The organism is Bradyrhizobium sp. CCGE-LA001, from assembly GCF_000296215.2.
Taxonomy (GTDB): Bacteria; Pseudomonadota; Alphaproteobacteria; order Rhizobiales; family Xanthobacteraceae; genus Bradyrhizobium.
This window is the reverse complement of sequence record NZ_CP013949.1, coordinates 1086450-1112580: the sequence shown is the minus strand read 5'-3', so window position 1 is coordinate 1112580 and position 26131 is coordinate 1086450. Positions and strand designations below refer to the sequence as shown.

General features: G+C 59.0%; 26 protein-coding genes and 4 pseudogenes. 16 read left to right on the top strand and 14 right to left on the bottom strand.

Features of this window, described 5'->3' with window-relative positions; genetic code table 11:
* The first annotated feature begins 535 nt into the window (after window positions 1–535).
* From BCCGELA001_RS35730 to BCCGELA001_RS39360, 6 genes are all read left to right on the top strand, one after another.
* Complete coding sequence (locus BCCGELA001_RS35730; protein ID WP_008543647.1) at window positions 536–745, top strand: cold-shock protein; 210 nt, start codon at window positions 536–538, stop codon at window positions 743–745.
* A gap of 848 nt (window positions 746–1593) precedes the next feature.
* Entirely contained in the window at window positions 1594–1833 is a 240-nt protein-coding gene (locus tag BCCGELA001_RS05350; protein ID WP_027558111.1) for a hypothetical protein, read from the top strand.
* A 315-nt stretch (window positions 1834–2148) separates the two neighbouring features.
* Window positions 2149–2376, top strand: coding sequence for a hypothetical protein (locus BCCGELA001_RS35720; protein ID WP_083543297.1), 228 nt, complete (start codon window positions 2149–2151; stop codon window positions 2374–2376).
* A gap of 1051 nt (window positions 2377–3427) precedes the next feature.
* Entirely contained in the window at window positions 3428–4417 is a 990-nt protein-coding gene (locus BCCGELA001_RS05335) for a sensor histidine kinase (RefSeq protein ID WP_008543635.1), read from the top strand.
* A gap of 15 nt (window positions 4418–4432) precedes the next feature.
* Complete coding sequence (locus BCCGELA001_RS05330) at window positions 4433–4798, top strand: response regulator (RefSeq protein WP_008543634.1); 366 nt, start codon at window positions 4433–4435, stop codon at window positions 4796–4798.
* A gap of 1544 nt (window positions 4799–6342) precedes the next feature.
* Entirely contained in the window at window positions 6343–6480 is a 138-nt protein-coding gene (locus tag BCCGELA001_RS39360; RefSeq protein WP_158511601.1) for a hypothetical protein, read from the top strand.
* Window positions 6481–7017: 537 nt separating this feature from the next.
* On the opposite strand, the gene BCCGELA001_RS36780 is transcribed toward BCCGELA001_RS39360, so the two are convergent.
* From BCCGELA001_RS36780 to BCCGELA001_RS35695, 3 genes are all read right to left on the bottom strand, one after another.
* Complete coding sequence (locus BCCGELA001_RS36780) at window positions 7018–7236, bottom strand: hypothetical protein (protein WP_144441150.1); 219 nt, start codon at window positions 7234–7236, stop codon at window positions 7018–7020.
* 129 nt (window positions 7237–7365) lie between these two features.
* Window positions 7366–7560 carry a hypothetical protein gene (locus BCCGELA001_RS38670; RefSeq protein ID WP_083543492.1) on the bottom strand — a complete coding sequence of 65 codons (195 nt, stop codon included), beginning with the start codon at window positions 7558–7560 and terminating at the stop codon, window positions 7366–7368.
* Window positions 7561–7574: 14 nt separating this feature from the next.
* Window positions 7575–7763 (bottom strand): hypothetical protein, encoded by a 189-nt coding sequence (locus BCCGELA001_RS35695; RefSeq protein WP_008543631.1) that lies wholly within the window; start codon window positions 7761–7763, stop codon window positions 7575–7577.
* 401 nt (window positions 7764–8164) lie between these two features.
* Between BCCGELA001_RS35695 and BCCGELA001_RS05325 the strand changes: the two genes are divergently transcribed.
* From BCCGELA001_RS05325 to BCCGELA001_RS05315, 3 genes are all read left to right on the top strand, one after another.
* Window positions 8165–8386: a hypothetical protein gene (locus BCCGELA001_RS05325; protein WP_008543628.1), complete on the top strand. Its 222-nt coding sequence runs from the start codon at window positions 8165–8167 to the stop codon at window positions 8384–8386.
* Window positions 8387–8391: 5 nt separating this feature from the next.
* Complete coding sequence (locus BCCGELA001_RS38665) at window positions 8392–8850, top strand: hypothetical protein (RefSeq protein WP_060737497.1); 459 nt, start codon at window positions 8392–8394, stop codon at window positions 8848–8850.
* 615 nt (window positions 8851–9465) lie between these two features.
* Entirely contained in the window at window positions 9466–9759 is a 294-nt protein-coding gene (locus tag BCCGELA001_RS05315) for an MOSC domain-containing protein (RefSeq protein ID WP_008543624.1), read from the top strand.
* Between the two features lie 15 nt (window positions 9760–9774).
* Here the strand turns inward: BCCGELA001_RS05315 and BCCGELA001_RS39240 are convergent, their stop codons facing one another.
* Complete coding sequence (locus tag BCCGELA001_RS39240; RefSeq protein WP_257721940.1) at window positions 9775–9897, bottom strand: hypothetical protein; 123 nt, start codon at window positions 9895–9897, stop codon at window positions 9775–9777.
* Between the two features lie 189 nt (window positions 9898–10086).
* Between BCCGELA001_RS39240 and BCCGELA001_RS05310 the strand changes: the two genes are divergently transcribed.
* From BCCGELA001_RS05310 to BCCGELA001_RS05295, 4 genes are read left to right on the top strand one after another with little or no spacing between them, the layout of a single operon-like run.
* Window positions 10087–11046 carry a hypothetical protein gene (locus tag BCCGELA001_RS05310; protein WP_060734781.1) on the top strand — a complete coding sequence of 320 codons (960 nt, stop codon included), beginning with the start codon at window positions 10087–10089 and terminating at the stop codon, window positions 11044–11046.
* A gap of 11 nt (window positions 11047–11057) precedes the next feature.
* A complete protein-coding gene (locus BCCGELA001_RS05305; protein WP_008543620.1) occupies window positions 11058–11732 on the top strand; it encodes a hypothetical protein in 675 nt (224 codons plus the stop codon).
* On the top strand, window positions 11729–12145 hold the full coding sequence (locus BCCGELA001_RS05300; protein ID WP_008543619.1) for a phage holin family protein: 417 nt from the start codon (window positions 11729–11731) through the stop codon (window positions 12143–12145). The genes BCCGELA001_RS05305 and BCCGELA001_RS05300 overlap by 4 nt, the downstream gene beginning before the upstream one ends.
* Complete coding sequence (locus BCCGELA001_RS05295; RefSeq protein ID WP_060734780.1) at window positions 12142–12867, top strand: hypothetical protein; 726 nt, start codon at window positions 12142–12144, stop codon at window positions 12865–12867. Before BCCGELA001_RS05300 ends, BCCGELA001_RS05295 begins: the two co-directional genes overlap by 4 nt.
* A 174-nt stretch (window positions 12868–13041) precedes the next feature.
* On the opposite strand, the gene BCCGELA001_RS37825 is transcribed toward BCCGELA001_RS05295, so the two are convergent.
* On the bottom strand, window positions 13042–13458 hold the full coding sequence (locus BCCGELA001_RS37825; RefSeq protein ID WP_060734779.1) for a hypothetical protein: 417 nt from the start codon (window positions 13456–13458) through the stop codon (window positions 13042–13044).
* Window positions 13459–13470: 12 nt separating this feature from the next.
* Window positions 13471–13670 (bottom strand): annotated as a pseudogene (locus BCCGELA001_RS38660) (hypothetical protein).
* A 424-nt stretch (window positions 13671–14094) separates the two neighbouring features.
* Here BCCGELA001_RS38660 and BCCGELA001_RS05285 point away from each other — a divergent pair.
* A pseudogene (locus tag BCCGELA001_RS05285) lies at window positions 14095–14277 on the top strand (hypothetical protein); the annotation flags it as partial.
* Window positions 14278–14575: 298 nt separating this feature from the next.
* A pseudogene (locus BCCGELA001_RS36775) lies at window positions 14576–14704 on the top strand (IS110 family transposase); the annotation flags it as partial.
* 125 nt (window positions 14705–14829) lie between these two features.
* Here BCCGELA001_RS36775 and BCCGELA001_RS05280 read toward each other — a convergent pair.
* From BCCGELA001_RS05280 to BCCGELA001_RS37820, 4 genes are all read right to left on the bottom strand, one after another.
* Complete coding sequence (locus tag BCCGELA001_RS05280; RefSeq protein ID WP_008543614.1) at window positions 14830–16221, bottom strand: hypothetical protein; 1392 nt, start codon at window positions 16219–16221, stop codon at window positions 14830–14832.
* A gap of 4 nt (window positions 16222–16225) precedes the next feature.
* Window positions 16226–17206, bottom strand: a complete 981-nt coding sequence (locus tag BCCGELA001_RS05275; RefSeq protein WP_060734778.1) for a DUF6384 family protein — start codon at window positions 17204–17206, stop codon at window positions 16226–16228.
* Window positions 17199–18377: a hypothetical protein gene (locus tag BCCGELA001_RS05270; RefSeq protein ID WP_060737496.1), complete on the bottom strand. Its 1179-nt coding sequence runs from the start codon at window positions 18375–18377 to the stop codon at window positions 17199–17201. Before BCCGELA001_RS05270 ends, BCCGELA001_RS05275 begins: the two co-directional genes overlap by 8 nt.
* Window positions 18378–18951: 574 nt before the next feature.
* Window positions 18952–19449, bottom strand: coding sequence for a YsnF/AvaK domain-containing protein (locus tag BCCGELA001_RS37820; RefSeq protein ID WP_210183054.1), 498 nt, complete (start codon window positions 19447–19449; stop codon window positions 18952–18954).
* Between the two features lie 826 nt (window positions 19450–20275).
* On the opposite strand from BCCGELA001_RS37820, the gene BCCGELA001_RS05260 reads away from it, so the two are divergent.
* Window positions 20276–21118, top strand: coding sequence for a PhnA-like protein (locus BCCGELA001_RS05260; protein ID WP_144441149.1), 843 nt, complete (start codon window positions 20276–20278; stop codon window positions 21116–21118).
* 147 nt (window positions 21119–21265) lie between these two features.
* Here BCCGELA001_RS05260 and BCCGELA001_RS05255 read toward each other — a convergent pair whose 3' ends face one another.
* The 4 genes and pseudogenes from BCCGELA001_RS05255 to BCCGELA001_RS35680 all read right to left on the bottom strand — a co-directional run bounded on the left by BCCGELA001_RS05255 (window position 21266) and on the right by BCCGELA001_RS35680 (window position 25127).
* Complete coding sequence (locus BCCGELA001_RS05255; protein ID WP_008543600.1) at window positions 21266–23062, bottom strand: vanadium-dependent haloperoxidase; 1797 nt, start codon at window positions 23060–23062, stop codon at window positions 21266–21268.
* Between the two features lie 616 nt (window positions 23063–23678).
* On the bottom strand, window positions 23679–24230 hold the full coding sequence (locus tag BCCGELA001_RS05250) for a hypothetical protein (RefSeq protein ID WP_060734777.1): 552 nt from the start codon (window positions 24228–24230) through the stop codon (window positions 23679–23681).
* A gap of 508 nt (window positions 24231–24738) precedes the next feature.
* Window positions 24739–24912 (bottom strand): annotated as a pseudogene (locus BCCGELA001_RS39400) (DUF1376 domain-containing protein); the annotation flags it as partial.
* A 23-nt stretch (window positions 24913–24935) separates the two neighbouring features.
* The gene (locus BCCGELA001_RS35680; RefSeq protein ID WP_008543598.1) at window positions 24936–25127 is read right to left on the bottom strand and encodes a helix-turn-helix transcriptional regulator; all 192 of its coding nucleotides are present in this window, start codon (window positions 25125–25127) and stop codon (window positions 24936–24938) included.
* Window positions 25128–26131: the final 1004 nt, after the last annotated feature.

The window sequence follows — 26131 nt, the reverse complement described above, 5'->3', positions numbered from 1 at the left end:
AACGGGGAGGTCGGCTGGCTTGTGGCCCTTCAGTCTTGTCCACGTATGCGGTGCTACGCCAATAAAAATCGAGGAAGCTCGGCCCGTAAGACATTAGACCTCTGGCCTCCACACTCTCTGATGCCGTAAGACGCAGGCAGGCGGTTGCTGCGGGACCTACGAGCAATGCTCAATGGTCGTTGAATATCACATCTGACAGGACGAGGAGGGCTTCCGCGCGCTCTTTGGCCATCGCAGCGAATGCGCCGTCGAACTCCGCTCGGACCTCGAGCCTCCAGGCGAAGCGTCGGCTCCTATTCGTGCCGCGAGACTTTCGAGGAAGAACGAGTAACTGCGTGACGCGGCGTTGGCTTTCTTCTTGAAGTCTCTCAACCCTTGATGTATTGTCTGCGCATCGATACTGGCCGAACACTGTTCCGCTTTCGCCTCAGATCCTGACGGCGCGCACGTTTCAGACATTCCCCACATCGACTACCCGGATGACTGGCCGCAACTCTGCGTGCTGGCTCCTGCGCGCATACGGAAGGAAAACCTGATGAACACAGGTACAGTGAAGTGGTTTAACACCCAAAAGGGCTTCGGATTTATCCAGCCCTCAAACGGCAGCAACGATGTCTTTGTTCACATCGGTGCGGTCGAACGCGCCGGCATGGGAACTCTGACCGAAGGCCAGACGATCTCTTACGACGTCGTTGCAGACCGTCGTACTGGCAAGTCCGCCGCCGAAAATCTTCGTGCTGCCTAGTTAAGAGCACGACAGACCTGTCGCTCTGGCCACGGATGTACTGGCAGGGCTTGTGGTCCTGTTGCCCCGCTCCCGATCCATGGGGAGCGGGTTTTTGATTCGGCCCGGTGAGGAGATTCAAGAGGTGGATGCGTCTGCGGGTCCGCTTCGACGGTTGGCTTCGTCGCCGAGCTACTATGGATGCAGACCTGAAGAGTCCAAACGAGCGGGGTCTCAGTTTCGAGCTCAAATTGGGCAGTGGCTTGTTTTGTCTTTCAGGCGCATAAATTGGCATGCCCGATTCTCATCACCGATCCTGTCGGTGCGGCGCCGTCTACAGCCGGACCGAAGCAATGGCCCCCAGTCGTCAGATCGCCAGCTTCGAATGCTCGGTTTGCGGCGCGACCATGGAATCGTGGAACACTGCCTGGGTCCCAACCTTCAGGTTGATTGCCGGCCCCATTCGGCATTCCCCTCTGAAGGATGACTTCACCTCGTAATTGAACCAGCAGCCTGTGCCGGGATTGCCGATAGTGGCAAAGTCATTCGGCAGCTCGTTTACGATGGTTGAAGTAGCCGCGGACGATTGGTTAGCAGACGAGCCCCAGCAGTTGTGGATTGCGTTTGCCAAGCCAAGTCAGGCGCTAACCTTGGTCCTCGCGACTGTCCCCGAAGGCTGGACAGCTGAACTCGTGGTTCAACCTCTGATGCGAGAGCACAAAGACTGTTCGAAGAGCTAAACCTTAAGCCGGGCCATGTTTACAGATTGCCCGAATAAGACGGTTCAACCCTGTGCCGACCACATCGGCGTATCATTAGAGGTTGGCCCACCCGGAACGTGGTATGGTTGGCACGAAGCAGGAGATTCAATGAGTATCGTAAAACGTCATCTGGCTGAGCAAGAAGAACGCATGGTCCTGATCGAGGAAATCTGCATCGATACAGGCGCGCTTGTCTTGGATACCGCCACGGACGAAGTCTACTTCTCTGCAGATGAAGCAGCTTACAAGAACGCCTACGTCACCGTGTTTCAAGCCTGGGCAAAGGGCACGATCAAAGGCACAGCCGAACAGATTTTCGAGGCCACCAAATCGATTCTAGAAGACTAGAGAGAGACAGTCGCCAGAGTCGTAACCGTCGAGGTAACAACATGTCATATGCCTATAAGCTAAATGAAGAGGTTCGCCACCAGCCTCAAGGTCCGCAAGGACGCGCTGCAACTGAACCGCAGATGGTCTACACGATCGTACAGCACATGCCGATCGAGTCCGATGGACGAGTTAGATATCGTATCAAGTGCAAGTCCGGGAACGTCGAGCGCGTCGTTACGGAAGATCAGCTTTCGTATTTCCAATAAGATTTCGTGGCGTTTCGCAAGCGTCCATCGCACTTCCACAGTTTCAGGAGGCAACTCAGGAGGAAAAATGTCAGACCGACGCGAGCTCTATCGAAGCCCAAATGGTGACGCCTGGTTCATCGCACGCGAGCCTGCAAACGGTTACGCTTTCATCATTCATCAGCCCAATGCGCCCTCTGGTGGTCGGCTATCTCACATCGAGTTGGGCGAGTTCTTGCGCGATGGGAAGGGACCCGAACAGCAAGCATTGTTACGACTGATCGGAACGCTGGTCGAGAAACCGCCATTTGCGTAGAATCCTTACATCCATCGATCATAGCGGCGTTGCGTGGCTTCGTTTGCCGGCAAGCGGAAAATATTAAGGTCGATACCCAGAATGCTAAGCCTACGCGAAAGCTGAGTGACCGAGTTCACTTCGCGTAGCCCTGTGATCGGAGCCAAGCGATCCGACGCTCTCCATTCATCCAGTCGTCAATCTCGGCTTTGCTTGTAAAACCCGTTATCTCTCGGACTTCTGCACCTGGGTACTCGGCGACGATTGTCCAATTGCCTTCAGATTTGCGAAGTGGTCTGAAGCTCACTTTTATTTTTGCCATCCACAAACTATGCAGGAAAGTGGGCAAAAAGGAAACCTCGCCGAACGGTTCCTAGCACTTGCCGACTGCACCAACGCCGATCTCCCGGCCCATTCGGGTCTCGATATCAAAGAGTATGCCCACTGAGTTGCTATACTCCAGATACGGACCTTAGATACCGCCGATACGCAGCTTTACCCTTCTTCTAGCGCGCGCAAGATGCGTTCCCGATGTGCAATGTGCAGCATCTGGGTGGCAAAGAGGTTGTTTAGAAGCCTTTGCGCTTCGCTCGTGTCCGCCCCTCTGCACGCGAGATGTGCGATGCGCTGCTCCTGTTCCGCTATGTGCCGCTCACCTTGCGCGATGTGTCGCTGGGCTTGCTGTAAATGTCGGACTTCCATTTCTCGGTCCACGCACAACTCCGGCTTAGTTGCAGCAGGCACGCCCGCCTTTCTGCTTGTCCCAAAGCGGACGATCTTCCGCAGGCCCGAGAGCCATCGTCCTCCTGGTCCAGGGTCGTCTCCTTGGCGTCTACCGTACCACATTGCGTTGATGGCAGTGCAGGAGCCACCGTGCTCGCTGCGGCAAGATTGGGGTCCGGTTCTCTTTTCCAATGAACTGCGGGTACGGAGTCTCAATTCGTGAGGCTTAGGGCAAGAAAAGGAGCCAAGGAAACCTATAAGCATTAGGTACCAACAACCGGGCCAATTTCGTTTGTGGACGATCACGCCCCGTAATAGCCTAGCGGAACCCCGAAAGGTGAGCGGCAAAATGAATCTCGAAGACCTGTACCGGCTTCTGCGCAGCGAGCACGTCCAGGCGCAGGGGATCGTTGACACCCTGGAGGAGCCCCTGCTCGTGCTTGACTCGGCCGGTTGCGTCCTTACGGCCAATCGCGGGTTCTACGAAACCTTCAGGGTAGGACGCGACGACACGGTTGGACGGAGCCTGTTTGCGCTTGGTGGCCGTCAATGGGACATTCCCGAACTCAGGCACCTCGTGAGCGAGATTATTCCCCGATCGACCGCTGTTGTCGGCTACGAAGTGACAGCCGAGTTCCCGACAATCGGCAAGCGCACAATGCTCGTCAGCGCGCGTCGTCTGGTTCACCCCGACAATAATAGCTCCAGCCTTCTCATCCTGTTCGAGGATGTGACTGACAGGAGGCAACGAGAAGTCCAAAAAGACGTTCTCCTCGCTGAAACCCGCCATCGGATGAAAAACCTCCTCGGGATCGTTCGCTCTCTTGCCAATCAGACCGATGTGGAAGGTCGCTCGGCCAAGGAGTACCGCGAAGCCTTCTTGGGGCGGTTCCAAGCTGTGGCCGAAGCCGAGGTTCTCGCCTTGGCCAGCAGCGCCGAAACCGATTTGGGCGCTCTGGTTCAGCAATCGTTGCAAGGCGCAGGTCCGGAGCGATACCGCGTGACCGCAGGGCCAGCAGTGCGTCTTAAATCACGACAGATTATGCCGATGAGCCTCATTCTGCATGAACTCGTCACCAATGCCTGGAAATATGGAGCGTTCTCGAAGGCCGAGGGACTCGTGCACCTGAGCTGGCGCATTTCGGAGGAGCAGGGTAAAGCCGTCCTTCATATCGATTGGCGAGAGGAAAACGGTCCGCCCGTCACGCCGCCCACCCGTTCCGGCTTTGGCTCTAGGCTGATCGATCTCAGTGGCGTGCAGGGCTTAGGTGGCGCGGTGGAACTGAAGTATGAGCCGACCGGTTTAAGGGTTCACATCACCGCGCCTGTGGAGGCTTGAACCTCAGGACACCTTGTGCAAGACGCTCCCCGGATCCTAGTTGTCGAAGACGAGTACCTCATCGCGTTGGAACTCCACGATGTTCTAACGTTCGCCGGCTATCGGGTGCTCGGCCCTGCCCGAGATATTGATGCTGCTCTGGCGATGCTAAACGCGGAACGGCCTGACGCTGCCATTCTCGATGTGAACCTTGCTGGGCAATGGGTCACTCCAGTGGCGGAGGTCCTCCAAGCGGCGTCCGTACCTTTCATTCTGGCAAGCGGTTACATCGCAGCCGATCTCCAAGCCGCGCCTGTACTGCGCGATGCAGTCAACGTTGGAAAATCCTGGAGACCGGAGTTTCTCCTGAAAGTCCTCAGCGCAGAGCTAACCCGAACGTGAGGACGCCCTCTGGCGGACAACGATGAGCTCCAAGGTCAATCCAGAGAATGGTTGGTCAGGTTGGCGGCTGTAAGCCCGACGACTGCAGCCACTCGCTTACGTGTGAACCCGTTTCGCATTGCCGAGCCCTGCGTAGCAATTGGTCTCGCCTGAAGCCAGGGGGAAGGGATTGAGCTTCTTTTCGCAGCCGCTCGGACTCTCGGGCAAGTCGTTCTTCGAGGGACAGGATTTGCTTAAACCGACGACGACGCTGCATAGCACACCTCGGAGCTTACGGGTCCTAACCGTTGGGTTTGAGATTACCGAACTTAAAAAACGCGGAGACAGTCTGTCGTTCTCAAAAGTTAATGCCCCGCACTCTGTTCGCCAGATTTCAATTTAGCCAATGAGGTCGCAATGGGCGCAGAACCGGCTGACTCTATGTCGCCGACGGGTCAGAAGCAGCCCTCAGCGACACCGCTGCGAAGCCCAGCTATGGGCCATGTGTGGACGGCTCAGGGTTGGCAAGGAGAAGCTTCACGTCGCAGGATTGGTCGGAGCAGCCATGTGTTCGGCCTGTTTGCGCGGTACCCATGACCGATGGCCATAATGCCCTCCGCGGATCAGGTCCCGGTCAAAAGCACGCATTCGAGACGCGATGGACCAAGTGGGTTGTCCTGATTGCCGGATCGACCGGCACTGCACTGCACTACGTGCTGTTCGCCTTCCCAACCGTTACGTCACACCGGCCGGTTTCCTTGAATGAAGACTCGCTGGCAGAGGTGCCCTGCAGGGTCCATCTCGCCGCCATGGAGCAGAGCTACCGCACCCTTGCCGAAAGCGAAGCTGCCTTGCGCCGAAGTGGTGGGATTGTGGGTAGCTTAGACACTCGGAAGCGGCCGGGAGAGTAGGCGGCTTCAGTCGGCGGCCGGCCAGGAACGACTCGCGGACCAAGACGATTTAGATTTCGGTCTGTGGCGCGATGGATCAACCCAGCTTCGCGACATCCACCCGGGACGGCCCATCGTTCGAACGCGCGTTTGGCGATGGGCCGGTTCTCGCAAGGCGTGGCCTCTTTTTCCTAGGAACACATCGCAAGCGACCGTTTTGGTTCTGTGCTCCGGTCCAGTGGCCCCCTCTGCTTGTCGGAGCGTTTCAAACGGCCCCAGCCGCCGCCAGTAGCTGGGGCCGTTTTCTTTGCGGGCCGCTGGGAACGATAATTCTGCGGATGAATCGTGGGTGCAGCCTCCTATCCTTGAGGAGATTGCAATGCGATATGTTGCGTATGCGGTAGATTTAGACGGCGTCGCTCGTGCGGTTTATGAAATCGATTGCCAGACCGACAAAGACGCCCAGGCTAGAGCCGAGAAATTCTTAGAGGCCCATCCGTCCGTTGAGGTTTGGGAAGGTACCCGAAGAGTTGCCCGGCTGGTCCGTGAGAGTTCAGATGATAAATAAGGCCCGATCACAGCCTGCTAGGTTGCGTTAATTGGCAAGCAGACTCTTGCTGTCCGGTCCGGCTTCAGCCGCACATAGGTCCCGCTTTCGTGCAGCTCGAGCCAGCCTTGCTGGACGGCGTACTTGATGCCGGTGGCGAACTCATTGCCGCTCCCCTTCAGGGTGGAGAGAAACGGCGCGTTGATCTTCCCAATGTAGATGCGGCCGTCCTGGGCCGGCTGGATGCTGGCGTCGAGCTGGACTAGCTGGCGCGCTACAGGCTTCGGAGTCGGCGTAGGAGCGGGGTTCGGCGTGCTTCATGCTGCGGCCGGGTCTTCCTTCATACCACGGGCCACGATCCATAGCCCGCTGCGGTGCCTGGGCCTCGTTCCAAGGTGCACGCATCCAGGTTTCGATTTCCTCTGGCGTGCTCAGGATCACCGGCATCGCCTTCGGATGAACCGCGCTCACCTTGGCGCAGAGAGGTAGCGAATAGCAAGCGTTGTTGAGACTGATCGGAGAAGTGCTCCCTGCGATTGCTTTCATGCCGTTGTGACTGACCTTACCCCGGCTCGCAATCAATGCAGTTCGGCAGGCAAATTCCATGTGAGGCTCGAAAAGCAGCCGAGCTAAAAGCGTACTCTTAGGTACGGAAGAACACGAACCAGACAATGGCCATACCGGCCACCGCGACACCTACGCTGATGACGAGCAGTACGAGGATGGAGGGCCCGCGTTCAGCTTGACGCGCTTCCGTGGGTGTTTCGATAATAATGCCATGCTTTTTCCTCACCATGATGCACCTATATTTGGGGCGCTAAGTCTGCGCGGTCAAATACCGGGACAACCTCAATGTCTTCCGGCATGGCGCCCGATGGCGTGTCTTCCACAGCATGGCGCAATGCTTCGGTACTTGCATCCAATCCATCAGCAGTTTCGTTCGCGCCGCTTCCCGCATCGTGACGACGTGGGTGGACCTGATGGCCCGCATCGGCTTCTGTGTTCGGTATCTTTTTGGACATATTGCTTCCGATTTGGATGCCAAGCTGTCCTAACAGGGGATGGTTCCTCCTGGCTGGGCGTCGGTCTCTACCCGCCCGTTGAAATCCAAGTCGGCTGCCGGGAAGAAGTCCAAGCGCGATTGTGCGGCGTCATAAATGTAGCGCCGATGAATTCGGTCTGCCTACTGGCGGCACTTCCCCGTCTAGCCACTGCTGCTCCTCGGCGAGCGCGCGCCACGCCGCCTCCATGCGCTGATAGCGGCGCGCCGCGGGGGCTGTTGGGGCCTGCTCCGCGAGCTGGGCGCAGTTCTCGGCGCACTCGAGGTATTCGCGGGTACGATAAATGAAACTGCTCCCTACTAATGGGTGTTGCTCTCCTGCCATTTCTCCAAGTCGATATCCGGCCGGTCCGGAGGGATTTGATCCTTCTCAGGATTGCCCTTCCACGGCTCGTTCGTCTGCTTATGATTGGGTGCGTCAGTTTGCTGCCGCGGGTCATCCAGCGGCGTCTCGCGCGGATCTTCGTCTAGTGGGCGCTTCTTTTCCATGGTGGGTAACGACAGCGACAGGCGATCCGTTCCTAGGGCGCATAAGCTCGAGATGAATGTAGACGTTCTGACAGAGAACCTGCCGGACTAAGCGCTGCCTGATCCTCAGAATGCGCCGTCGAGTCGTCTGTTCGATGGCGCCATTCCGCGCAACGCGCTTGCCTGCGCTCCGACCTTCTGCAACTTCCTGAAGCAAACTAAGGCAGAAGCGAAGGATGGCCCGGCGTAGCGTCCCACAATGTCAACGAGGCACCTCGTAGCACGGAAGGGCATTGATCCAATCGGCGATTAAACCGCCCTGCCAAATGGAGCGCGCAATGAAAAGCCCGCGGACTTTCACGAACTTAGGAACGAGGTCTCAGCCTCCACATTCCTTCCGAGGTGCAATCGGGAGTCTTAGCATGGCAATGCAGATCGTGATGGATCACACCGGCGACAGCCGGCACTTCTTCGACAACTCCAGTGCAAATGCCTTAGTAGAGGCGGAGCGCCTTTTTCTGGAATTCACCCAGAAGGGATATACCGCAGCTGTGCGGAGGGGACCGGGTGAGGTAACCAGGATCACGACGTTTGATCCGACCGCCGAAGAGACATTGTTCTTCCCCCGGCTGGTCGGTGGATGACGATCATGAAGAGAAGGTCTCGTCGTGCCGGCTTGTGGACCCTTCGAAGCTCGGCCGTCGGGAAGCTCTATCAAGCAGCCAAGGATGAGAAAACGGTTCACGCTCGCGCGCTGCGCCTTCTGCGTTCCTGGCTCTCGCCTCAGCAAAGGGGTGACTTCGATAGGAAGGGGTACTTCGACGTCGTGGGATGCGATACTGGAAAGCGGTACCGCATCCATCGGGGGTCGTCCGCTAATGTCCATGAGATAGATGAATACGGGTGGCTCGGAACGGGGCGTTGTTTCGTCCCGTTAGGTGGCTTGGCCCAAGGCGACGTTATGCTTGCCCAGAAAATTGCTCTCGAAACGGACGAGAGCCGCGCTTTGTGCGTCGCCAACAGCTTCCCCGGGCCGGTCGGCTGGCGTCTGCTCGGTCGTCGTCCATTAGAGGGAAGAGCCTCGTGCGTGCGGGTTCATCCCACTTAGAGCCCATGCGGACCTCGCATTTTAGCGGCTCTTGCACCCAGGTGCATCTGGGCATGAGCTATATAGGTAGATCCTCTCGCAAGGCGCGCTACCAAGCTGATCGAACCTTGGACGCCGACTCATGTCGAAAAGGAGTCGCTTAAGAACGCACGCCCAAACCAGACCGTGGCTCGCGGGCCAAGGTGCACATGGGAACGTTGGCTGCCAGCGTGGACCGCTCAGAGGATATTGCGTCCCGCCTTGCAGAAAGGGCCGTCGAAATAAATGATGAGCATCCGATCGTCACTAACGCTACGAACATTATCCCGAAAACCAAGCTACGCATCTGAACCTCCTTCACTCATTCCACCATCGGATTGCATTGTTTCAACATTGCTTCGTCTGACCGCCAAATGGCTCCGTGCACCCGACCGTGAAGCGCGGGATGCTAGTAGCCTTCCAGAGTTCCTTAAAGCGGGAGCAGAGTCCGATCGCCTATATGCCGTCGCACATCTTCACGCGCGTCGGCTACTGGAAGGAATCGACCGAAGCCAATAGCCGCTCTGCCAAGGCTGCCAAGGAGGGCAAAGACCCCAGCGAAGCTGCATGCCGACGGGTATAGGTCGCAGCGGGCGCATGGGTGAGAATATCACAACGACCGGCCTGGACCTGAAGCGGATGCCGCTCGGCACCTTCAACGCGTTGGGCCCCTCTGCTATCGTCGAGCTGACCGGTCTCCGGACACCCTGTGTTCTCATTGACCGCTTCCGGGCTGGCCTGAAGCGACAGATGCTCTCGTCGGCGGAAACGGGCCCTCCATTCAAATCCGGCGTATTGGGCGTGGTGCGGGCCGACGGGACGGTCGCCGCCGGCGATGCCGCGCGCGTCCGGCTCCCGTCCTTGCCATTGCGCGCACTGCCGGCTCTGTAGAAGCCCCTCGCACGACTAATCGGGCTGCCGCACCCCCGGCGGCTCTTTCTTGACCTCGGTCTCTTTCAGGTCTTCGCTCTGACGCGTTCGCGCACCTCCCGGCGGCGCTTCGTCGTCGCGAAGCGGCTTGCCGCCCATGGCTACTTCCGCGCCTGAGTCCGCAAAGCAGCAGCTCGTCCTGCCGACATTTAGCGGTCGTCAACCACTGCTCTCTACGGGCTCGGACTCCTGCTGATCGACACATGCGCCGGCCATGCTGTGCAGGAACGATTCAATAAAGCGTGAGTTCGTCCTTAAAACCAAGAAGGAAAGCAAAAGGATGAACCGATGACACGATCTGTGGAGGAGTTGAGACGCGAGTCCGAGCGCAGCCGCGCCGAACTAACGTCAACAGTAAGCCGATTGAAGGATCAGATATCGGAGACCGCCGACGACATTCGTCACAAGGTGTCGCCGCAGCACATCAAATCTGAAGTCAGCGACTATGTCAGCCACAAGACCCAGAGATGGGTCGAAGGACTGAAGCAACAGATCATGGACAATCCGATGGCCGCGCTGGCTGCGGGCGCGGCCGTAGGCGTTCCGTTGCTACGGATGGCGCGAGGTGTGCCGTTGCCACTGCTGATGATCGGCGCCGGGCTCGCCTTGACGTCCAAGACGGTGCGCGATGGCGCCGCAGACGCCACCGGCCCGGTCATCGACCAGGCGAGCCGAATGCTCGAGGGGGTCACCGAGAGCGCCCGCGGTATTCAGGGCGATGCCAGAGAGACCCTATCCTCGGCTCAAGGCCGAGCCGCAGGGATAGCTGGTGATGTGCAGGAAAAGGCGGCCGGCCTCGCCGCAGATCTGCGAGAGAGCGCGGAGAGAGCCGCCAGTTTCGCAAGTGAAAAGCTGAGAAGCGGTATGGATGCGACCAAGGATGCCGCTGCGAGTGCGCCTGATCAGGCGCGCCAGACCATCAGTGACAATGCCGCCCTCATCGGAGGGTTGGGCATCGCAATCGGCGCCATCATTGCCGCCGCTCTTCCGGCGACGAAGGCCGAAGGCAAGGTGATGGGGTCGGCGAGCGACGGGGTGAAGCAGGCTGCGGCCAGTGCGGCTGAAACCGGCTTAGAAGCCGTCAAGGATATGACCAATTCGGCGGCCGATGCTGCATCGCAAAAGGTCGCCGAGGCCAATCTCGGCAACCACGCCAGCCGCATCACGAAGAACATGGCCGACACATTGAAGGAGGCTGCCGACGATGTGGTCAAAGCTGCCTTTAGCCCCTCCCAAACCAGCACCTGAAGGAAAACATCATGAGCGATTTGGACCCGGACAATGTCACGCCGTTTGCAAAGAACCAGGACAAAGGAACCGCGAAGGACATGAAGGAACAGGTTGGAAATGCCGGCGCCGAGATGAAGCAGCGTGCTGGAGACGCCTTCCGCGCCTCGGCCGATCTTGCACGAGACAAGTTCGGTGAAGCCGCAGATGCAGCAAAGGGCATCGCGGACGGCACCGTCGACCAGATCCAGAGCCAAGCGCGCGACCACCAGCGATCGGGCGCCGATTTCGTTGAGCGTCTCGCAGACAACATCCGGGAGGCCGGCCGGGCCTTCGAGAACGACGTGCCGTTCGCCGCACGCGGCATCGGCTCCGCCGCGGATTATGTCGAGGATGCCGCGCAAAAAATTCGGGACGGAAGCTTCCGGGATATTCTCGAAGGCGCAACCGATTTCGCCAAGCGTCAGCCCGCGGCCTTTCTCGGCCTGTCGGTGCTGGCCGGGTTTGCCGCCGTGCGTTTCTTGAAAGCGTCGGGCGGACAGTCCTCGTCCCAAGAGCAGCGCGACACCAGTTCATCATCGGGAAGCGGTCAGAAGGCTGGCGGGACCTCATTTTCGACGGAAGAACAACCCTGGTCTCAGACTGCCGGAAGCCGCAACCCGCAAACACAACAAGGCTCAACCACTCAGGGCAGCACCGTACCATGAGCATCGAGCGTGATATCAAAACCAGCAAAAGCGAGTTCAGGGAGATCTCGACCTTGGTCGGCGATGCCATGTCGCAGTTCGCCAAACTCTTCCAGAACGAGGTCGATTTGGCAAAGGCGGAGTTTGGCGAGAAGCTTCAGAAGATCGGTGGCGCGCTCGGCCTGATCATCGGTGGCGCCGTGATGGTGATTCCGGCAATCGTCATGGTTCTGTTCGCCCTGTCCGCCGCATTGATCTCAGCAGGATGGTCGCAGCCGCTATCATATCTGACCTCGGCAATCATCGCGGCGGCCGTTGCCGCGGCGCTAGTCGCTATAGGCATCAACCGGTTTGATATGCGTCAGCTGGCCCCCCGTGAAACGATCGGGCAGCTTGAGAAGGACAAGGACACCGTGAAGGGAATGGTGCGATGAGCAGCACAAGAACCGGCTTTATCGACAACCTTGTGACGGCGGCTCGGGAAAATCCGCTTGCCGCGGCACTGATCGGAGGCGGAGCGCTGTGGCTGTTGGCCGGTGATCAGCGGCTAAAAACCGTGGCGCGTTCGGCGGCGGAGGCCGTCGCACCCGTTGCCGACATCAGGACGAGTGGTTTCAGGTCCGCAGCATCTGCCGTCAAGCAGACCGTGGCGCCTCCAACTGCACCCGATATGGACGAGGACGGCTCGCTGGGCGTCGGAGAGACCCTACGTGGTGCGAGTGCCTCCGCTTCCGACGCGGTCTCGCAGGCTGCTGACAGCGTCAAGGATCGGTTCGACGAGGGCGTAGCTTTTGCGCAGGAGCAATTCAGTAAGCTTGGTAACAAAGATGCGATGAACAGCGCGAAATCGTCGCTCGCAGACATGCTGGAAAACCAACCGCTCGTGTTGGGTGTCATGGGCATGGCGATCGGCGCAGCCGTCGCAGGCGCATTTCGAACCTCCGAGATCGAGAACCAGTATATCGGCGAAGTCAGCGACGACGTGAAGGCCGATTTGGGCCGGCGCGCCGGTGCGGTCTCGCAGGCCCTGCGTGAAGCGTCGGACACGGTCGTTGCAGAAATCAGCGACGCCGGCGCCGAAGTCGTGGACCGGGTCAAGCAAGCTGGCATGGACGCGGCGTTAGCTGCCCAGGCGAAGGCGAAGTCTCCTCAATGACATGAGAAAACGGGGGGCGCGATGGTCACGCCGCCTTCCACGCTTAAACGTGATCCCACGGCATCGCTTCAAGCAGGTTGCTGCCGAGAATGCTCTACGGAGCCAGAGAGTCGTTCGCGAAAAGAGTTGACTGCAAAATTACAGCTGCCGGCATTTCTTGGCCCGAAGGTCACCTCAAGAGGCGTTCGCCCTCGCCCGTTCGCGCGCCTCGCGACGACGCTCGCGGCGTTCGCGCCGCCTCTTGGCGCGGTCTGCGGGCTGAGTCAGCCGAGGAACTGGCTCCGTTTCGGGTACTGCTTTAGCCTGATCGATCAAAGCCTGCCGCTCTGGCTCGGCCGCTGGCGGGGCTTCCATAAATTGAAGCACTTGACGCCCTCGGGCCGTAATCTTCCAGCCCCCGCTGATGCGTTCGACCAGCCCTTGGCAAAAGATGTCAAGGTCCGGTACTCGCGCCGCCAAGCGCCTGGTCCGATCCGCCCAGTCGCGACCGCTGGTCGCCAGGATGGCCATGTCCCGTTTGAGGTCCTCCATCGCGGCAAACCCGTCCGGATAAGCCACGAGGATCTTCAGGACCGTGACCTGGAAGTTCATGCCCGTCCCGCTTCAGGTCCACATCGTAGGCGCGCGCGAGAGGACGTCGCGGCCAATCTGCCTAAGGACCTCGGGCGAGACTTCGCCTCGGTTAGCAGCTTCCAAAATCTTCGATGCGACGTGGGTAGGTGCCCGATCTCGCGATGAGAGACGCTTTCGCCGACTCCGTTGAGGACCGCGCGCATTAGCGCGGTAGTCGTGGTATCGAACATGAGATGCCCCATTAGAAAATATCGTAGTTCAGACCGATTTCGCGGTTTTGTGGATTTAGGCATGTTGAGACTTGGGCATATGCGATGCGGAATTTTGATGAGCAGAGCGCTGTCAGTCCAGACCCGTAGTGAAGTCGATCAGCATCGTCGATGCTCCAGGTTGGTTATCGAACGTGCGGAACTGAGCTTGATAGCGAAGATGGCCGCAATGCCCAAGTGCTTAAGGCGACACTCCGAGCGTTTCAGCGAGCGTCTATGCCTGCTCGGCCGCTTCAATGTCGACTTAAGCCCTTCGATGTAAGTCGCCGCGCTCACTGTGAGGCGTAACGGAACCAGGAACAATGTCCAGGCGATCTGATTGGATCGTCGATACGTCCGACCAGGATCACTTCCGGGAAGACGTCTTTGCAGGAAGGAGGGACCAATGAATGCCGAACGAAAATCATCAAAAGCGCGGGAACGGGCCGCCGAAGGCTTACGTGAAGCAACTTCCAACGACGAAGCGAAAAACGAGCGCCAGATGGGGCACGATCTAGCTAAGGGAGCTGATCGTTTCGAAGAGCGCTCGAAAAGCTCCGATGGAAGAAGCGCAGAAGATAAACAAAAGACAGCAGACCTGCCGCGGCCTGTCCGCAAGCTCGCCGGTGGTGTTACCATTTGCAGGATCGGATCGCTCAGCGGGTTGACCTCCCCATCGCCTTGGCCCGCTCCGACCGTGAGGCCCTGCGCTGCTAGTTAGACGATCAGAAGACCGGATTGCGCTATTGCGGTGTTCATTAGTCTGCGCGCAGCCTTTGAACGGCTGCGAAAAAACCTCACAGGCCTCGCAAATCAGTTGTTATGAAAAAGGCCGGCCAGCACGACGTGTGGTTTGATCGGCTTAGCGGATTTGCATGCTTTGATAGGTGGAAGCCTGCGTCGGTACACATCACCTGAGCCACAAACTCGCATTGCTTGGTCACGATGCCAGGTTGATACCAGCCAAATATGTCCGCCCCTATAGCAAGGGACAGAAGAAGGACTTCGTGCAGGCGGCGTGGGTTGTACTGGTCAGTCATGTGAAGATGAACGGTTCCCACCCCCGCCTCATGGGTGGGTTGAGGCTCGGTGCCGCCGCCGCAGCGAGTATCCGCCTCCGTTCTCCCGCCTTCAAACGGGATCAGAATGATCCGCCTGTCCTGAAGTCGCCGTCCCCAAAGGACCCACCGGTCCCAAAACCGTCCGGCGGCGGGATCGGCAACCCTCCGCCGAAGCCCGAGTCCCATGGGCTGGGCCCATGGTGGAATCCATCACGTAGAACTTGCCCCAGTATCGCCCCCCCGACAGCACCAGTCAGGATACCTCCAAGCACATTTCCGAGTGATGCCTCGTTGCCGAATGTACCGTAAGGCGTGTCGTAGCCTTGATGCCGGAGTTGCTCCCATTCGCGTTCGACCGTCACGCGGCGCTGAGCAAGCTCCTTGAGCTTCTTGTGAGTATCGACTGCCTGGCGAAGCGCTGAATTCATCAACTTGTCCATAGACTGAATCTGCCGGACGATCTCCTCGTCCTTCGGGGTGGGCGTGCGAGTAGCCTCCTCGTAGAGTTTGTGCAGGTCTTCGCGCTGGTCGGCGGCTGCCAGCAACTCGACCGCATCACGATAGGGGGCGTCCCCCTCGAGGATCGATGCGTCATAAGTGCGGTCTTGAGCAACGAGGGCCTCGCGTGCCTGTTCAAACTGGCGCTCGCGGCGTGTTACCGCGTCCCGCGCCTTGGCGACTTCAGCTTCAGCGACCTCGGAGCCGGCGTCCACAAGCGCCTTGCGCTCCAAGGCCTTCAGGTTGGATCGTTCCTCTTGCAGCTTCTCAATGATCCTCCTGGAGTGGTCGCGTAGCCGCTCGGGGATTTCGTTAAGAAGAGAGTAGTTGACCCGCGCCTTGTCATATCGGACCACGCCGCCCACTAGGCGGTCCATGTAGCGAGTGAACGGGTTTGCTTGGTAGGCGGCGGTCCCGAACTTCCGGCCCCATAGGTACATGAACAGAGGATCGGCTTCGTAAGGACGGCGCTTTTCCTCCCGGTCGGCCTCCGCCTGTATAGCCTTCTTCTCGGCTTGCTGGGCTTGTCCGGTGATCTCGTCAACTCGCGCCCGCACAGAAGTCCATTCGGGGTTGATGCTGATCTTGGCCTCGACGCTCTTACGAAGCGTCTCCGCATCGGCCAAAGCCCGTTGCAGATCATCCAAGGCAGCCTGCCGCTCGGCCTCCGCTTGCCGCACCTGTTGCTCGGCTTCGTGCCGGCGCTCGGTCAATTGCTGCAAAGCTTGCTGACGGCTCTGGAGCAGGCTGATGGCCTGGCGCTCCGCGGTATCCAGCTCGCCGACGACCTGGTTCTGCCTGATTGCGTCGAGCTTCAGACGTGCGAGTTCGCGGAACGCTTCCGTGCGCTGGAGACGGAGGCGGCCCACTTCCTCCGTCGCCTTCGCATAGGCCCGCTCGACTTGCGCTTCCTGCTGGCGAGCCTTCTGGATGAACTGTTCGATCTCGGCGAGCGCCTGCCTTCCGGATATCATGGCCTTACCATTGCGTAATCGCCCCGCCGAGAACCGGCAGTTTGTATTCCACGTCGAGCTGGCCGCGGCGCTTCTCGCCGAGATTATTCTGCTGCACGATACCGTCGTCGTTCTTGTCTCGCTGCACCTGCATGGCCGTCGCCTCGCTCACACGCACGCCCCACTTTGAGACCTCCACGGTGCGGCCGTCCTCCTCGCTCGTCACCGGTAGCTTGAGAACGCGCCCATCGGGCGTGACTGGTTCAACGATCAAATAATAGTTGCGGCTGGCTGGATTGCGTTGCGGTATGCGCCAGACGCCGGTCGCATCGCCTGGCCGCGACACGATTCGTAGGACGTATTCCCGGCGCAGCTCCGTGCGCAGCATGTCGAGATCGTTGGCGGCCTTCCGTGCTCCATCGGCGTCGCCACGGGCAATCGCGGCTTTTCCGTCGGCGAAAAGGTCGTCGGCCCTCTCCCGCGCAGCGGCCACCTTCGCTTCCCGCAGGAGATCCTCGTGCTTCTGCTCCAGGGCCGCCGGCAGCCTCTCGGCAAGGTCGACCCTGGTACGCTCCGCCTGGGCCTGCTCCTGCGCTGCCCGTCGTTGTGCCGGCTCGACCACGCCGAAGTGGTAGGCACCCCAGCCGAACGCCAGCAGCGCCAGCAAAGACAGTACACGGCGACCGATGCGACCACGATTGACCCAGGCGAGCGCGATTGTGCGGGAGAAGCTGGCAGGAGGCGGGGTGTAGACAAAGCGCTGTTCCCCGAGGGCCTGCACTCCCTCCATCAGAATGCGGTCGGGCACCTCGATACCCTGCCCATGATAGATCTCGCGCAATCGCTTCAGGAGTTGGGCGTCTCGCTGCTCTTCCCCCAGCTCTCGGCTGACGAGATTCTCCTGGTGACGCAGCGTGTCGACGACGTCCATCGCGAGCATCACGTCATTGAGGCTCGAGGAAGCCTTCAAGTGCTCCTGCCCAGTCGATGCAGCTTGATCAGCCATTGGCCGGCAATGCCTGTCCTTCCGCTACGAGACGCGCGATGCGGCGCTTGCCTTCCTCGACCGCGTCACGGATTTCGGCCGAGTTCCGCGTCGCAAGTTGTCGCATTTCACCGATGATCTCCTGGGAGCGCTCCTGAAACGTGATCACGGAGTCTACGAGCTTCTTGACGGCATCGGCGCGGATCGTCGGGCCGTAGCCTGCCTTAATAGCCGCTTCTCCGACCTGATCGCCAATTTCGGCGAGCACTTCGAGACTGCGGGATACGCCCTCTTTCATTTCGTTCAGGGTCTGTGTCGACTCGTTGAGGCCGAACATGCCCGTAAACGAGGCTTTCAGAGCCGTGAAGACGGAATCGTTGGTCGAGAAGAAGGTCACGGCTTGCGCGTAGACGCGCTCCTTCGCGTTGGTCATCTGCATGAGCCGCGCCATGACCACCTCAGAGGTGTTGTAGCCAATCGTCAGGTTGTCCGAGAGGTCCTTGGCAATCTGGTAGCGTTTCTCCTCGTCCTGGGTACGCCGGAGTTGCTCGTCACGGGCGAGTTCGAGCCGTGCGCGTTCAGAGACCTCCTGTCCTGTGAAGTTGGCCACGGCATCAGATGCCTGCTGCAACTGGGCCTGGGCGCCCTCCAGCCTTTGCTCGGCGATCTTGAGCACCTCCAGCGCCATGACCTCGGCATGTTTGAGCGCGCCGCGGAAGTCGCGGTAGGCATCGAGGATGACCTGCTCCCGCTGGATCTGGTCCTTCGTTGAGCGTGTGACGTCTAGATAAACTTGCCTGATCTCATCGAAGCGATCGGCGACATCACCGCGAGACAGCTTCATCCAAACGTTGTTGATGCGCTCGAAAAGATCGATTTTCTGGTCTTCCAGCTGGTCGACCATTTTCTTGGTATCGTCGCGAATGGAGTTAAAGGATTCGGTGATCTGACGGTAGCGTTCGCCGATCTCCATCGCCTGCACCTGCTCGCGGACGACCTCGTTGAAGACGCTGGTCTGGCCCAGAGTGCGAGCGATGATGACGATCCGATCTTCATCGAGGGCGGTGATTTTCTCCAGCAACCCGGCAATTGGAGCCTCTATAGCCTGGGGCGGCGCAATTCCAATTGCCTGCAAAGCTCGGGTGGCTCTGTCAAGATACTGCATAGGCGACGTTGCTACGACGTCAGACATTGGCGCCTCCCGTAGAATTCTTTGAAAGGGTTCCTGAACGCGCTCCAGAAACTCGACGCCTACAGCAAAGGGAAGCGCTTCCAAGAAGAATTGCATTCCCGTCGTCTTAGTTCCTATTGCCCGTCCGGCAGCTGTGGCCTCTATCATGGGAACGAGGCGTCCGCTGCACCGCACGAAAGCGCTCAGGAATCGCGGGTAGGTGGTGAAGCTGATCCGCCTTGGGTCAAAAAACAGCGATGGACGCCAAGTCGGATAGGTGTTCGGTTTGCCCCTGACAGCCGACATGACACGCGCTCGATTGGCTTTCGGCTAAGGGCGACCAGCGGAAGCGTATATCTTCGCTAAGAGATGTCAGCCCACGCTCCCCGACTGTTCGCCAAACTATCGAAAAGCGGCTAAGGGATCGACGCGCGAGCTTGCGATCCCGGCCACGAGAACTTTGTCAGCACACGTCTACACGGCGCGCTTTCGCCCCGCCGTTCAACGAGTGTGGAGGAAGAGAGGGCGGGACTGATGCCGCCCTCACGCGTTGCTGCCGAAGCTTGACTTGCTGTGCTGCCGAGGAAGACGAAACTTAGCGTCCAGATTTGTCGATATCAGCCTTGGTTTTCTTCACCTTATCCGCGATCCTTTCGGTGCGTTCGGTCGCTTCCTTGCGAACGACCAGTTCTTCCCCGGCTCGAACGTCTTTTCGGACCACAGGCTCCTCATGCAATTCTCGCACCTCGTATTCGCGTTCCGTGGGCCGCCCTGTCGCAGCTCCGGTGGCGGGACGGCGCTCGATGACAGTCTGTTCATCGCGCAGGCGCACGTCCTTTTGCACGGGCTCCTCAACCACATAAGTCCGTATATGCTTGACCGTCTCCGTGGCCCGTTTGCCGACCTTCAGTTCTTCTTCGGGTAGAGGGATGACTTTCTCGCGTTCTACGTCTTGAGCGCTATATCCTGTTTGTCCCGCCGCGCTTCCTGGTAGGCCGCTTCCGACTGCACTGGACCTTTCGGCGTTTTCTTCGTGGACCTCTACAGGATTGTACTGCTGTAGCACCCCTTCGATACGGTCGAGGTCAGCCATCGAAGGTGAGTCCACCAACACTGACAAAGCCGCACCACCTTTTGCCATATGGCCCTCGTAAACACGACGGTCGTCCTCGGACACATCACTTCCAAACAGCCAGTCCCAGATGCTCTCTCCGTCAGAGCTGGCGCTTACTCGTTCGGAGCTTGTTACCTGTGAAGCCTTCTGATTGCTCAGCCTAACATGGTCTGCCGGAACTCCTGATCCGATCACAGCACGGTACGCTTGCTCCGCATCGTTGTGGGAATTGTATACTGCTACTAAGCATTGTCCTTGCATGAGTGCCTCCTCTATTGGGACGTGCCTCAACGTGAGCTTCGACACATCGTTCTTAAATTTTTTCGCAAGCATTAGTCGCGCACGGAGCCTCACATTGTATTCGGGGATAAGTGGCGGCACGTGGAATGTTGAGTTGGGCGGTGAAGGGAATGCCGGAGTCAGGCTGAGGGACATCATTGATAACGCCACGCATAAGGTGCGACCAAACGGGGTGTGTGAGAGCGTTGGTCGTCATTCGTGTTGCTCGGGCCGTTACGGCGAGACACTTTGCTTCGTAATTACGATAACCCTCCGCTTGAGAGGCAGCGCTATGCACGTCGGCAAGCAAACGGGTGACAGCACAGACGAAGATTAGGAGTGTGGCGCTCGGGCAAGATGTCATGGCGCGAATTAGGAACATGATGATGAACGCCGGCTTAGCGCACGAACCCCTCCTTCCTTAGGTATGGACATCATGGCTTACGCAACCGAAGCGCCTCGCCAGAATCATCGATCTCCTCCGCAGAGGAGTGACGTCGCTCCTGCCGACGACATACGCACGATCATGCTGAATCAGGTCGCTTGGGGCGCTGTTTTCGCAGGCGCCGTAATCGGGTTGGTCATGCAGATTATCCTCAATATGGTCGGCCTGGGCGTTGGTCTATCGGCGATGGATATCGCTCAAGGCGACGCGCCTAGCGCGGGCTCAATGTCGGTCGGTGCTGGGATTTGGTTTGTCGTCTCGGGAATAGTCACTGCTGCGCTCGGCGGGTACATTGCTGGCCGGCTTTCCGGCAAAGCATCGCAATCGACGACGGCTTATCACGGTCTGATATCTTGGGCGGTCTCGACGCTCACTGTGGTCTATCTTCTCTCGTCGGCGGCCTCGGGCATGATCGGTGGCGCTGTCAGCACCGCGTCCTCGGCTCTTGGTGGAGCAGGAAAGGCTCTTGGCGGAACAGTTCAGACTGCAGTTCAGACCGCAGCTCCCTCTCTGAATAACGTTGCCGACCCGATGGCGGCCATCGAAAGCAAAGTGCGAAGCGCTTCTGGGAGCCAGGATCCTGCAGCACTTCGTGACGCCGCGATGACAGCTATTCGAGCGGCACTAAATGGCGACCCTGCGCAACAGGCTGCTGCGAATGACAAGGCGGCTGACGCCTTGGCCAAGGCGCAGAACATCTCTCAAGACGAGGCAAAAGGTCAAATCGCTCAGTATCAGCAGCAGTACAAGGATACGGTGGCGAAGACCAAAGAGCAGGCAAAGCAGGCGGCCGACACCGCGGCGAAGCGTGTATCGCAGGGCGCATTGTTCGGCGCCCTTGCCCTCCTTCTGGGCGCGCTCGCCGCATTTTTCGGTGGTCGAGCGAGCGCTGTGACCCCGACTGTTTCCATCAGGGCTACTTGAGAGGAAACAAACAGCGGCCATGTACAAAGCTGCCGCCAAGCGCCCTAGTGCGCGCTAATCTCGGATCGCCAGTGGTGGTCGCAATCGCCAGTTACTCTGCACAGGACCGGGTGGCGCCCCACGGCAGGGGGCGTCGCCCGACTGCTGTCAGATCGTCACGCGGCTGCCGTCGAAGCACGTGAAGGAGAAGCCGTCGAAAGGTTCGCGGAGGGTCATGCGCTCGTCCCGCAGCATGCCGATAGCCACTTCCTCGCCGATCGCCATTGAGGCGGCAGCGTCGGAACGCCAGTGGATGCCCGCCCAATTCCGTCCGAAACCGAAATTTACCGCGAGCTTGTTCAACTCTCCACCAATCGTGAGTGGCGGGCCGTTATAGGGCACCAGCTTCGTCGGGTCAGCCGGATCGGGCTGTACCGGGTTGGCGATGACGCGGCTCTCGTCGAAAAACGCCTTCAATATCGTAGCCGTGACGGCGCCAACGCTCGTGGCACCGCCGGGATAGGTGGAGTGGAAGGGCGCGCCCTCGGGATAGGTTTGTGACAGAAGATAGGTGTCGTATTTGGCCTTGCTACGCTCAAGGGCTTCCGATTTCAGGAAGTTATCGTGCAGCGGGTAGTCGCTTACGCCATTGGCGAGGCGATGGTGTGCCAGAGCGCCGTAGGCTTCCGGTCGCACAGCCCGGTGCACGAAATACTTCTGCCAATAGGACGCGCGCACGGAGTTGCTGATCCCCGTGGCGAGTAGCGCCTGCACATGGGGCAATCCGAAGGTGCCACCCCCAGGCCCCTGGGTTTTCGATTTCCGATACGGGCTCGACGGGTAGGACACGGGCTCGGCCGGTGGGTACATGCCGGAGTAACGTTGGTCCTTCCCGCCGCCGGGCGTTGCAAGGATAAGTGCCGCCGCCCACCCAAGTGCAGGACCAGTGTGGATATATTCCGCGAGATCTCTTCCTGTCGTGATGTATCGAGGTGTCGCGTCGAACTGCAATTGACGTTTCGGTGCGGTGCCGTTCTGGATCGCCAGCCACTCCTCGTATTCGGTCAGGAATTCGCTGGTGGGCAGCGCGGTGCGAATTTGAGCACTGATCCATTGTGCGGCATAGGGCACGTCGCGCAGCAGGAATTGCGAGATCATCGGGCCGTCCAAAACGCCTGGAGGCGTAACGGAGCGGCCCTTCGGGTCAGTCGGGTCAAAGTAAAGCGCATTGGCACGGAACAGCGTACCGGGTGTGACCCGCCCACCAGACTTCGGCCCCCGGAAATCGGTAAGCTTGTTGATCTCCTCGGTTGCTGCAAGCACGTCGCGATTGGAGGTGTCGTCGCGCAACTCGGTAAGCGGAACGTCGCGAAGCAGGGATTGCCAATATACCTCGACCGCCTCGCCGCCGCGCTCCGCACCTGCAAGGGCCGGCGCCGGCGGTATCGCAATCTGAGTAGGGCTCATGCCGCTCAGACTGACGGCCTCCGTGCCGACGGGATTAACCAGTTTGCGCGTGCCGCCGAGCGGGATTTTCTCGAAATCAGCGGGATCGCCCGACTGGCAAGCGGTAGCGAGGGCCTGCCATGCAGCTTGCTCCACTTCGCCGCGTTTGTCGTGCGGCAGGCCCCGTGTATCGGAGCCGATCTTGTTGGTGTAGCGCGCCTCATCGCCATTCGCCGGGTGGGCCGCGATGGGAATTTTCTCGTTGTTGCTTGCGCAGGCCGCTCGGACTTCGAAGGCGCGGCGCTTGAACGCCGCGTCCAGGGGTCGTGCCTCCGCGCCCACGCCCACAGTCTGCGCCGTGGCCGGGGCTACTCCGGGCATGCCCGGCGGAGACGCAAGCACGGCTGCGCCAACTGCCATGCCGGCCCCGCCGAGGAGCGAGCGGCGAGTGACCATCGTGGTCGGCAGGGTCGGCGACGCCAGGTCATATTCAGTCGAAATGGTGGGGTGGTCAGCCATGGAGATCTCCTCCCTCGCAGGCACGCTGTGGGGCCCGCGTTTCAGATTCAAAGCATCCGGGCGCGCCTTGCGCGCACCCGCGTTAGAATGCGAATGCTGAAGGACCGGCGAAAAAGGAAGTCGGTTTTTCGAGTGCAATGCTGCCGATGGCACGATTGCTGTCCGTTTAGTCCCGCGAGGAATTCGGCATTTCCCGCCTGCGACGACAGCTACTTAAAGAGTACACGATCTCGTGCGTCCGGAAAAGACGCCTGAATCTTTGGACGAGTTCCGCTTAGGGTCAATAGCGGGCATGAAGCAAGAGCGTAGACACATCCTCTTTGTCGGGATAACCGACATAACCGTCGCGCGCTAGGTCACGGGTCCCTCTGGCATTTGAATTCGACCGCGGGTAATTCGCACCCCGCTCTCGCGCTAGCCGGAGCACTTCGAAAGTTAGGTTGACACAGTTGACATGGTTGACGCGATGGTTGACAGGCACATCGAACAACACGCGGGCTTCAAGCCCGCGCTGCCTCGCCAGTCGAACCATCTAAATCCTAAGGTTAACACGGTTAACGCGGTTAACACCTCTTCGGTCATTTCATTGCCGAACCATCTCTTTCGATGAAACCGCCTACTCCTGAGATTTCTTGATCAAGCCACCCAAGCCGTACTTCTTGTAGTGCTTGGCCAATTGCTCATTCGTCATGGATTTGCAGTCGGGCTTATTCATTGGCCCACCAGATGATTTCTCTTCCTGAGCGATCCCCCAGTTGGGTCCATACTTCGCCTTTAGCTCCTCCATGGTGGGACGGCCCTGCCTGTCCACCGGAGGAGGAATTGATCTGCCCAGGTTTTTGCGCCGCTCTCTATGGGCGAACTCTGCTGACACCGCAGTGCATTCCGACTTGATCTCGGCAAGGGTAGGAAACCACTTCAGCTTCGTAGCCAAACCAAACACCGGATCACAGACTCGAGTCACGACATCGACCGGGTAGTAGCAGAACAGTCGCACCACGGCCGACGCGAAAACCTCAGGGTCATCGGCCTCCACCCGGCTGTATGAGCCGAGGAGTAGCTTCGTGAACTTCGTCGCATCGGACTGGCTGGTCTTGTTCGGCTGCTGCGATTCGTGCATCGAGAACTTCCCGAATGGACTGCCGTTGGTTTGATCTTCGTCGGACATAGGCGGCCTCCGCGCTTGGCGTTGATACGGTTGGCAATGGCTGCTGCAGGCGCGCGAATGCGGTCGCGAACACCTTTTCGTAGTAGGCTAAGGGCTTTGGGCTAGGCGACTTCGCGGCGATTTGCCGGGTCTCCTGGATCATGTTTGCCGGGTAGGACTTGGCCCAGAGGCCCGCACGATCCAGCAAATTGTACCAGCTGGGTGGAGCGCGAGAACGATCAGGAAAGCCGGGGGCGCTCAGGAAGGCATCGACAAGCCCCTCCACTTCCTGAATTCCCCTGTCCAATTTTGGAATGGGGGCGTCGCGTCCCTTCCCAACATCACTATCAATGTGATTCTGAGTGTGATGTGTGTTTGTCTCTTGCGGGCGGGCTGGCGTCGGCTTGCGATCGCCGTGCGCCTTGCGTGCGTTGGCAGAAGCGATCGTCGACTTTTCAATGACTTTCGCCAATTCAAGGTCGAGAACCTCGTGCCGCCAACCGTCGCAAAAAAGAGACTTCAGAACGGTTGACGATTTAGCCCACTGACGGTTCGTCATTCGCGTGACGCGGCGAGCGATATCGTCACTCGCTGGCGGTTCGCCCTTGATCCAGTAATGCATCAGGAGCAGCAGGTATGCGCCATGCTCCACCGTGGTGAGATGAGCGGTGTGGGCGAGATAATCGGCAATGTAGAGAGGCATCCAATGCCGCTTCATGGCCTGGACTACCGCCCGACCGTGTTGTTGGCGATCCAGGCGATCAGCTCAGACTGCTGATAACGAACCGCGCGGCCTGCGCGCACAAACCTTGGGCCGGCGCCACGCAAGCGCCATGCCTGCAGCGTGCGGACAGACAATGAGAGAAAATCTGCGGCTTGCTCCTCGGTGAGGAGAGCAAGGGACGAGCTGTTTGACATAGGTAACCCCTTTCAAAAATCGAACGGGGTCAAAATGTCGTTCTCAGCGGCCCGTAATAGTCGCTGTGATTAAATTAGCGTATTCAATACGTGTGTATCGATTCCAAAAGGTCTCTGCCGCAGCCCGGCGTAACCGGTTGGTTTCACGTGGAACGCGCGGCTCGCGCATGTTGCTAAATGCCGAGCTCGAGCCTGTCGGACTTTGACAGCTTTGCGAGCCAACTGCTCTTGCGCCGTCCAGATGCCTCCCAAGCTGGCGGATTGCCCGCTCGCGAAAGTGCCTTGGTCCAGCAGTCTTCAAGCTCTCTTTGACTGAGTCCACTCTTCCTCAGTTGTGCTTTTGTCAGGCACGGTTCTTCAGGATGGGCTTTCATCAGACCGGCTAGGGTACGGATGACTCTTTCTTTCCGCGGTAGCTTCTGCTCAACATTTTGGACGGCCTTGGATTCGGTTGGGTTCGCCTTCACAACGCACATAGAGATCCGGATGTCGAAAATTGGCACGCCAGTTGGTTGTTCGCGAGCGGTTGATTCTTCCCAATCAATGATCTTGATGTGCTGCCAACCGCTAGATAGGTATCGAACGCTCGTTCGCCGCAACGCTCCCGAAGCGCCCAGTCGAAGACAGCTTACCTGCTTTGAGCATATTTCGAAGGTCACCCTCGACCTCAGACTTCAAAAGCTTCCAGGCCGCATCCTTGAACCGGAATTCTCGGTAGCGAGGATCAGGCGATCCGTGCAGGCCCGGACTGAGCACAAACCGACCTCTCCGGCCCCTCGAAATTCGGGCGGCCTGAGCTTCTTGATAAAGCTCAGCCGAGACGGCCTCCTGGATTGTTTGTGCAATCGTCCCTTTCTCGTTCGGCATGGCGATGCCTAGTCCCCCGAATCACTCTGCGGATTTTCTTCTGCTTTTGCGGGAGTGCGAGGCAAATCGCCGGCTTCTGCACAATCTGTTCGACACGACCAAGTACGATTATTGGCGACGAAGTCCGACGCTCTGCA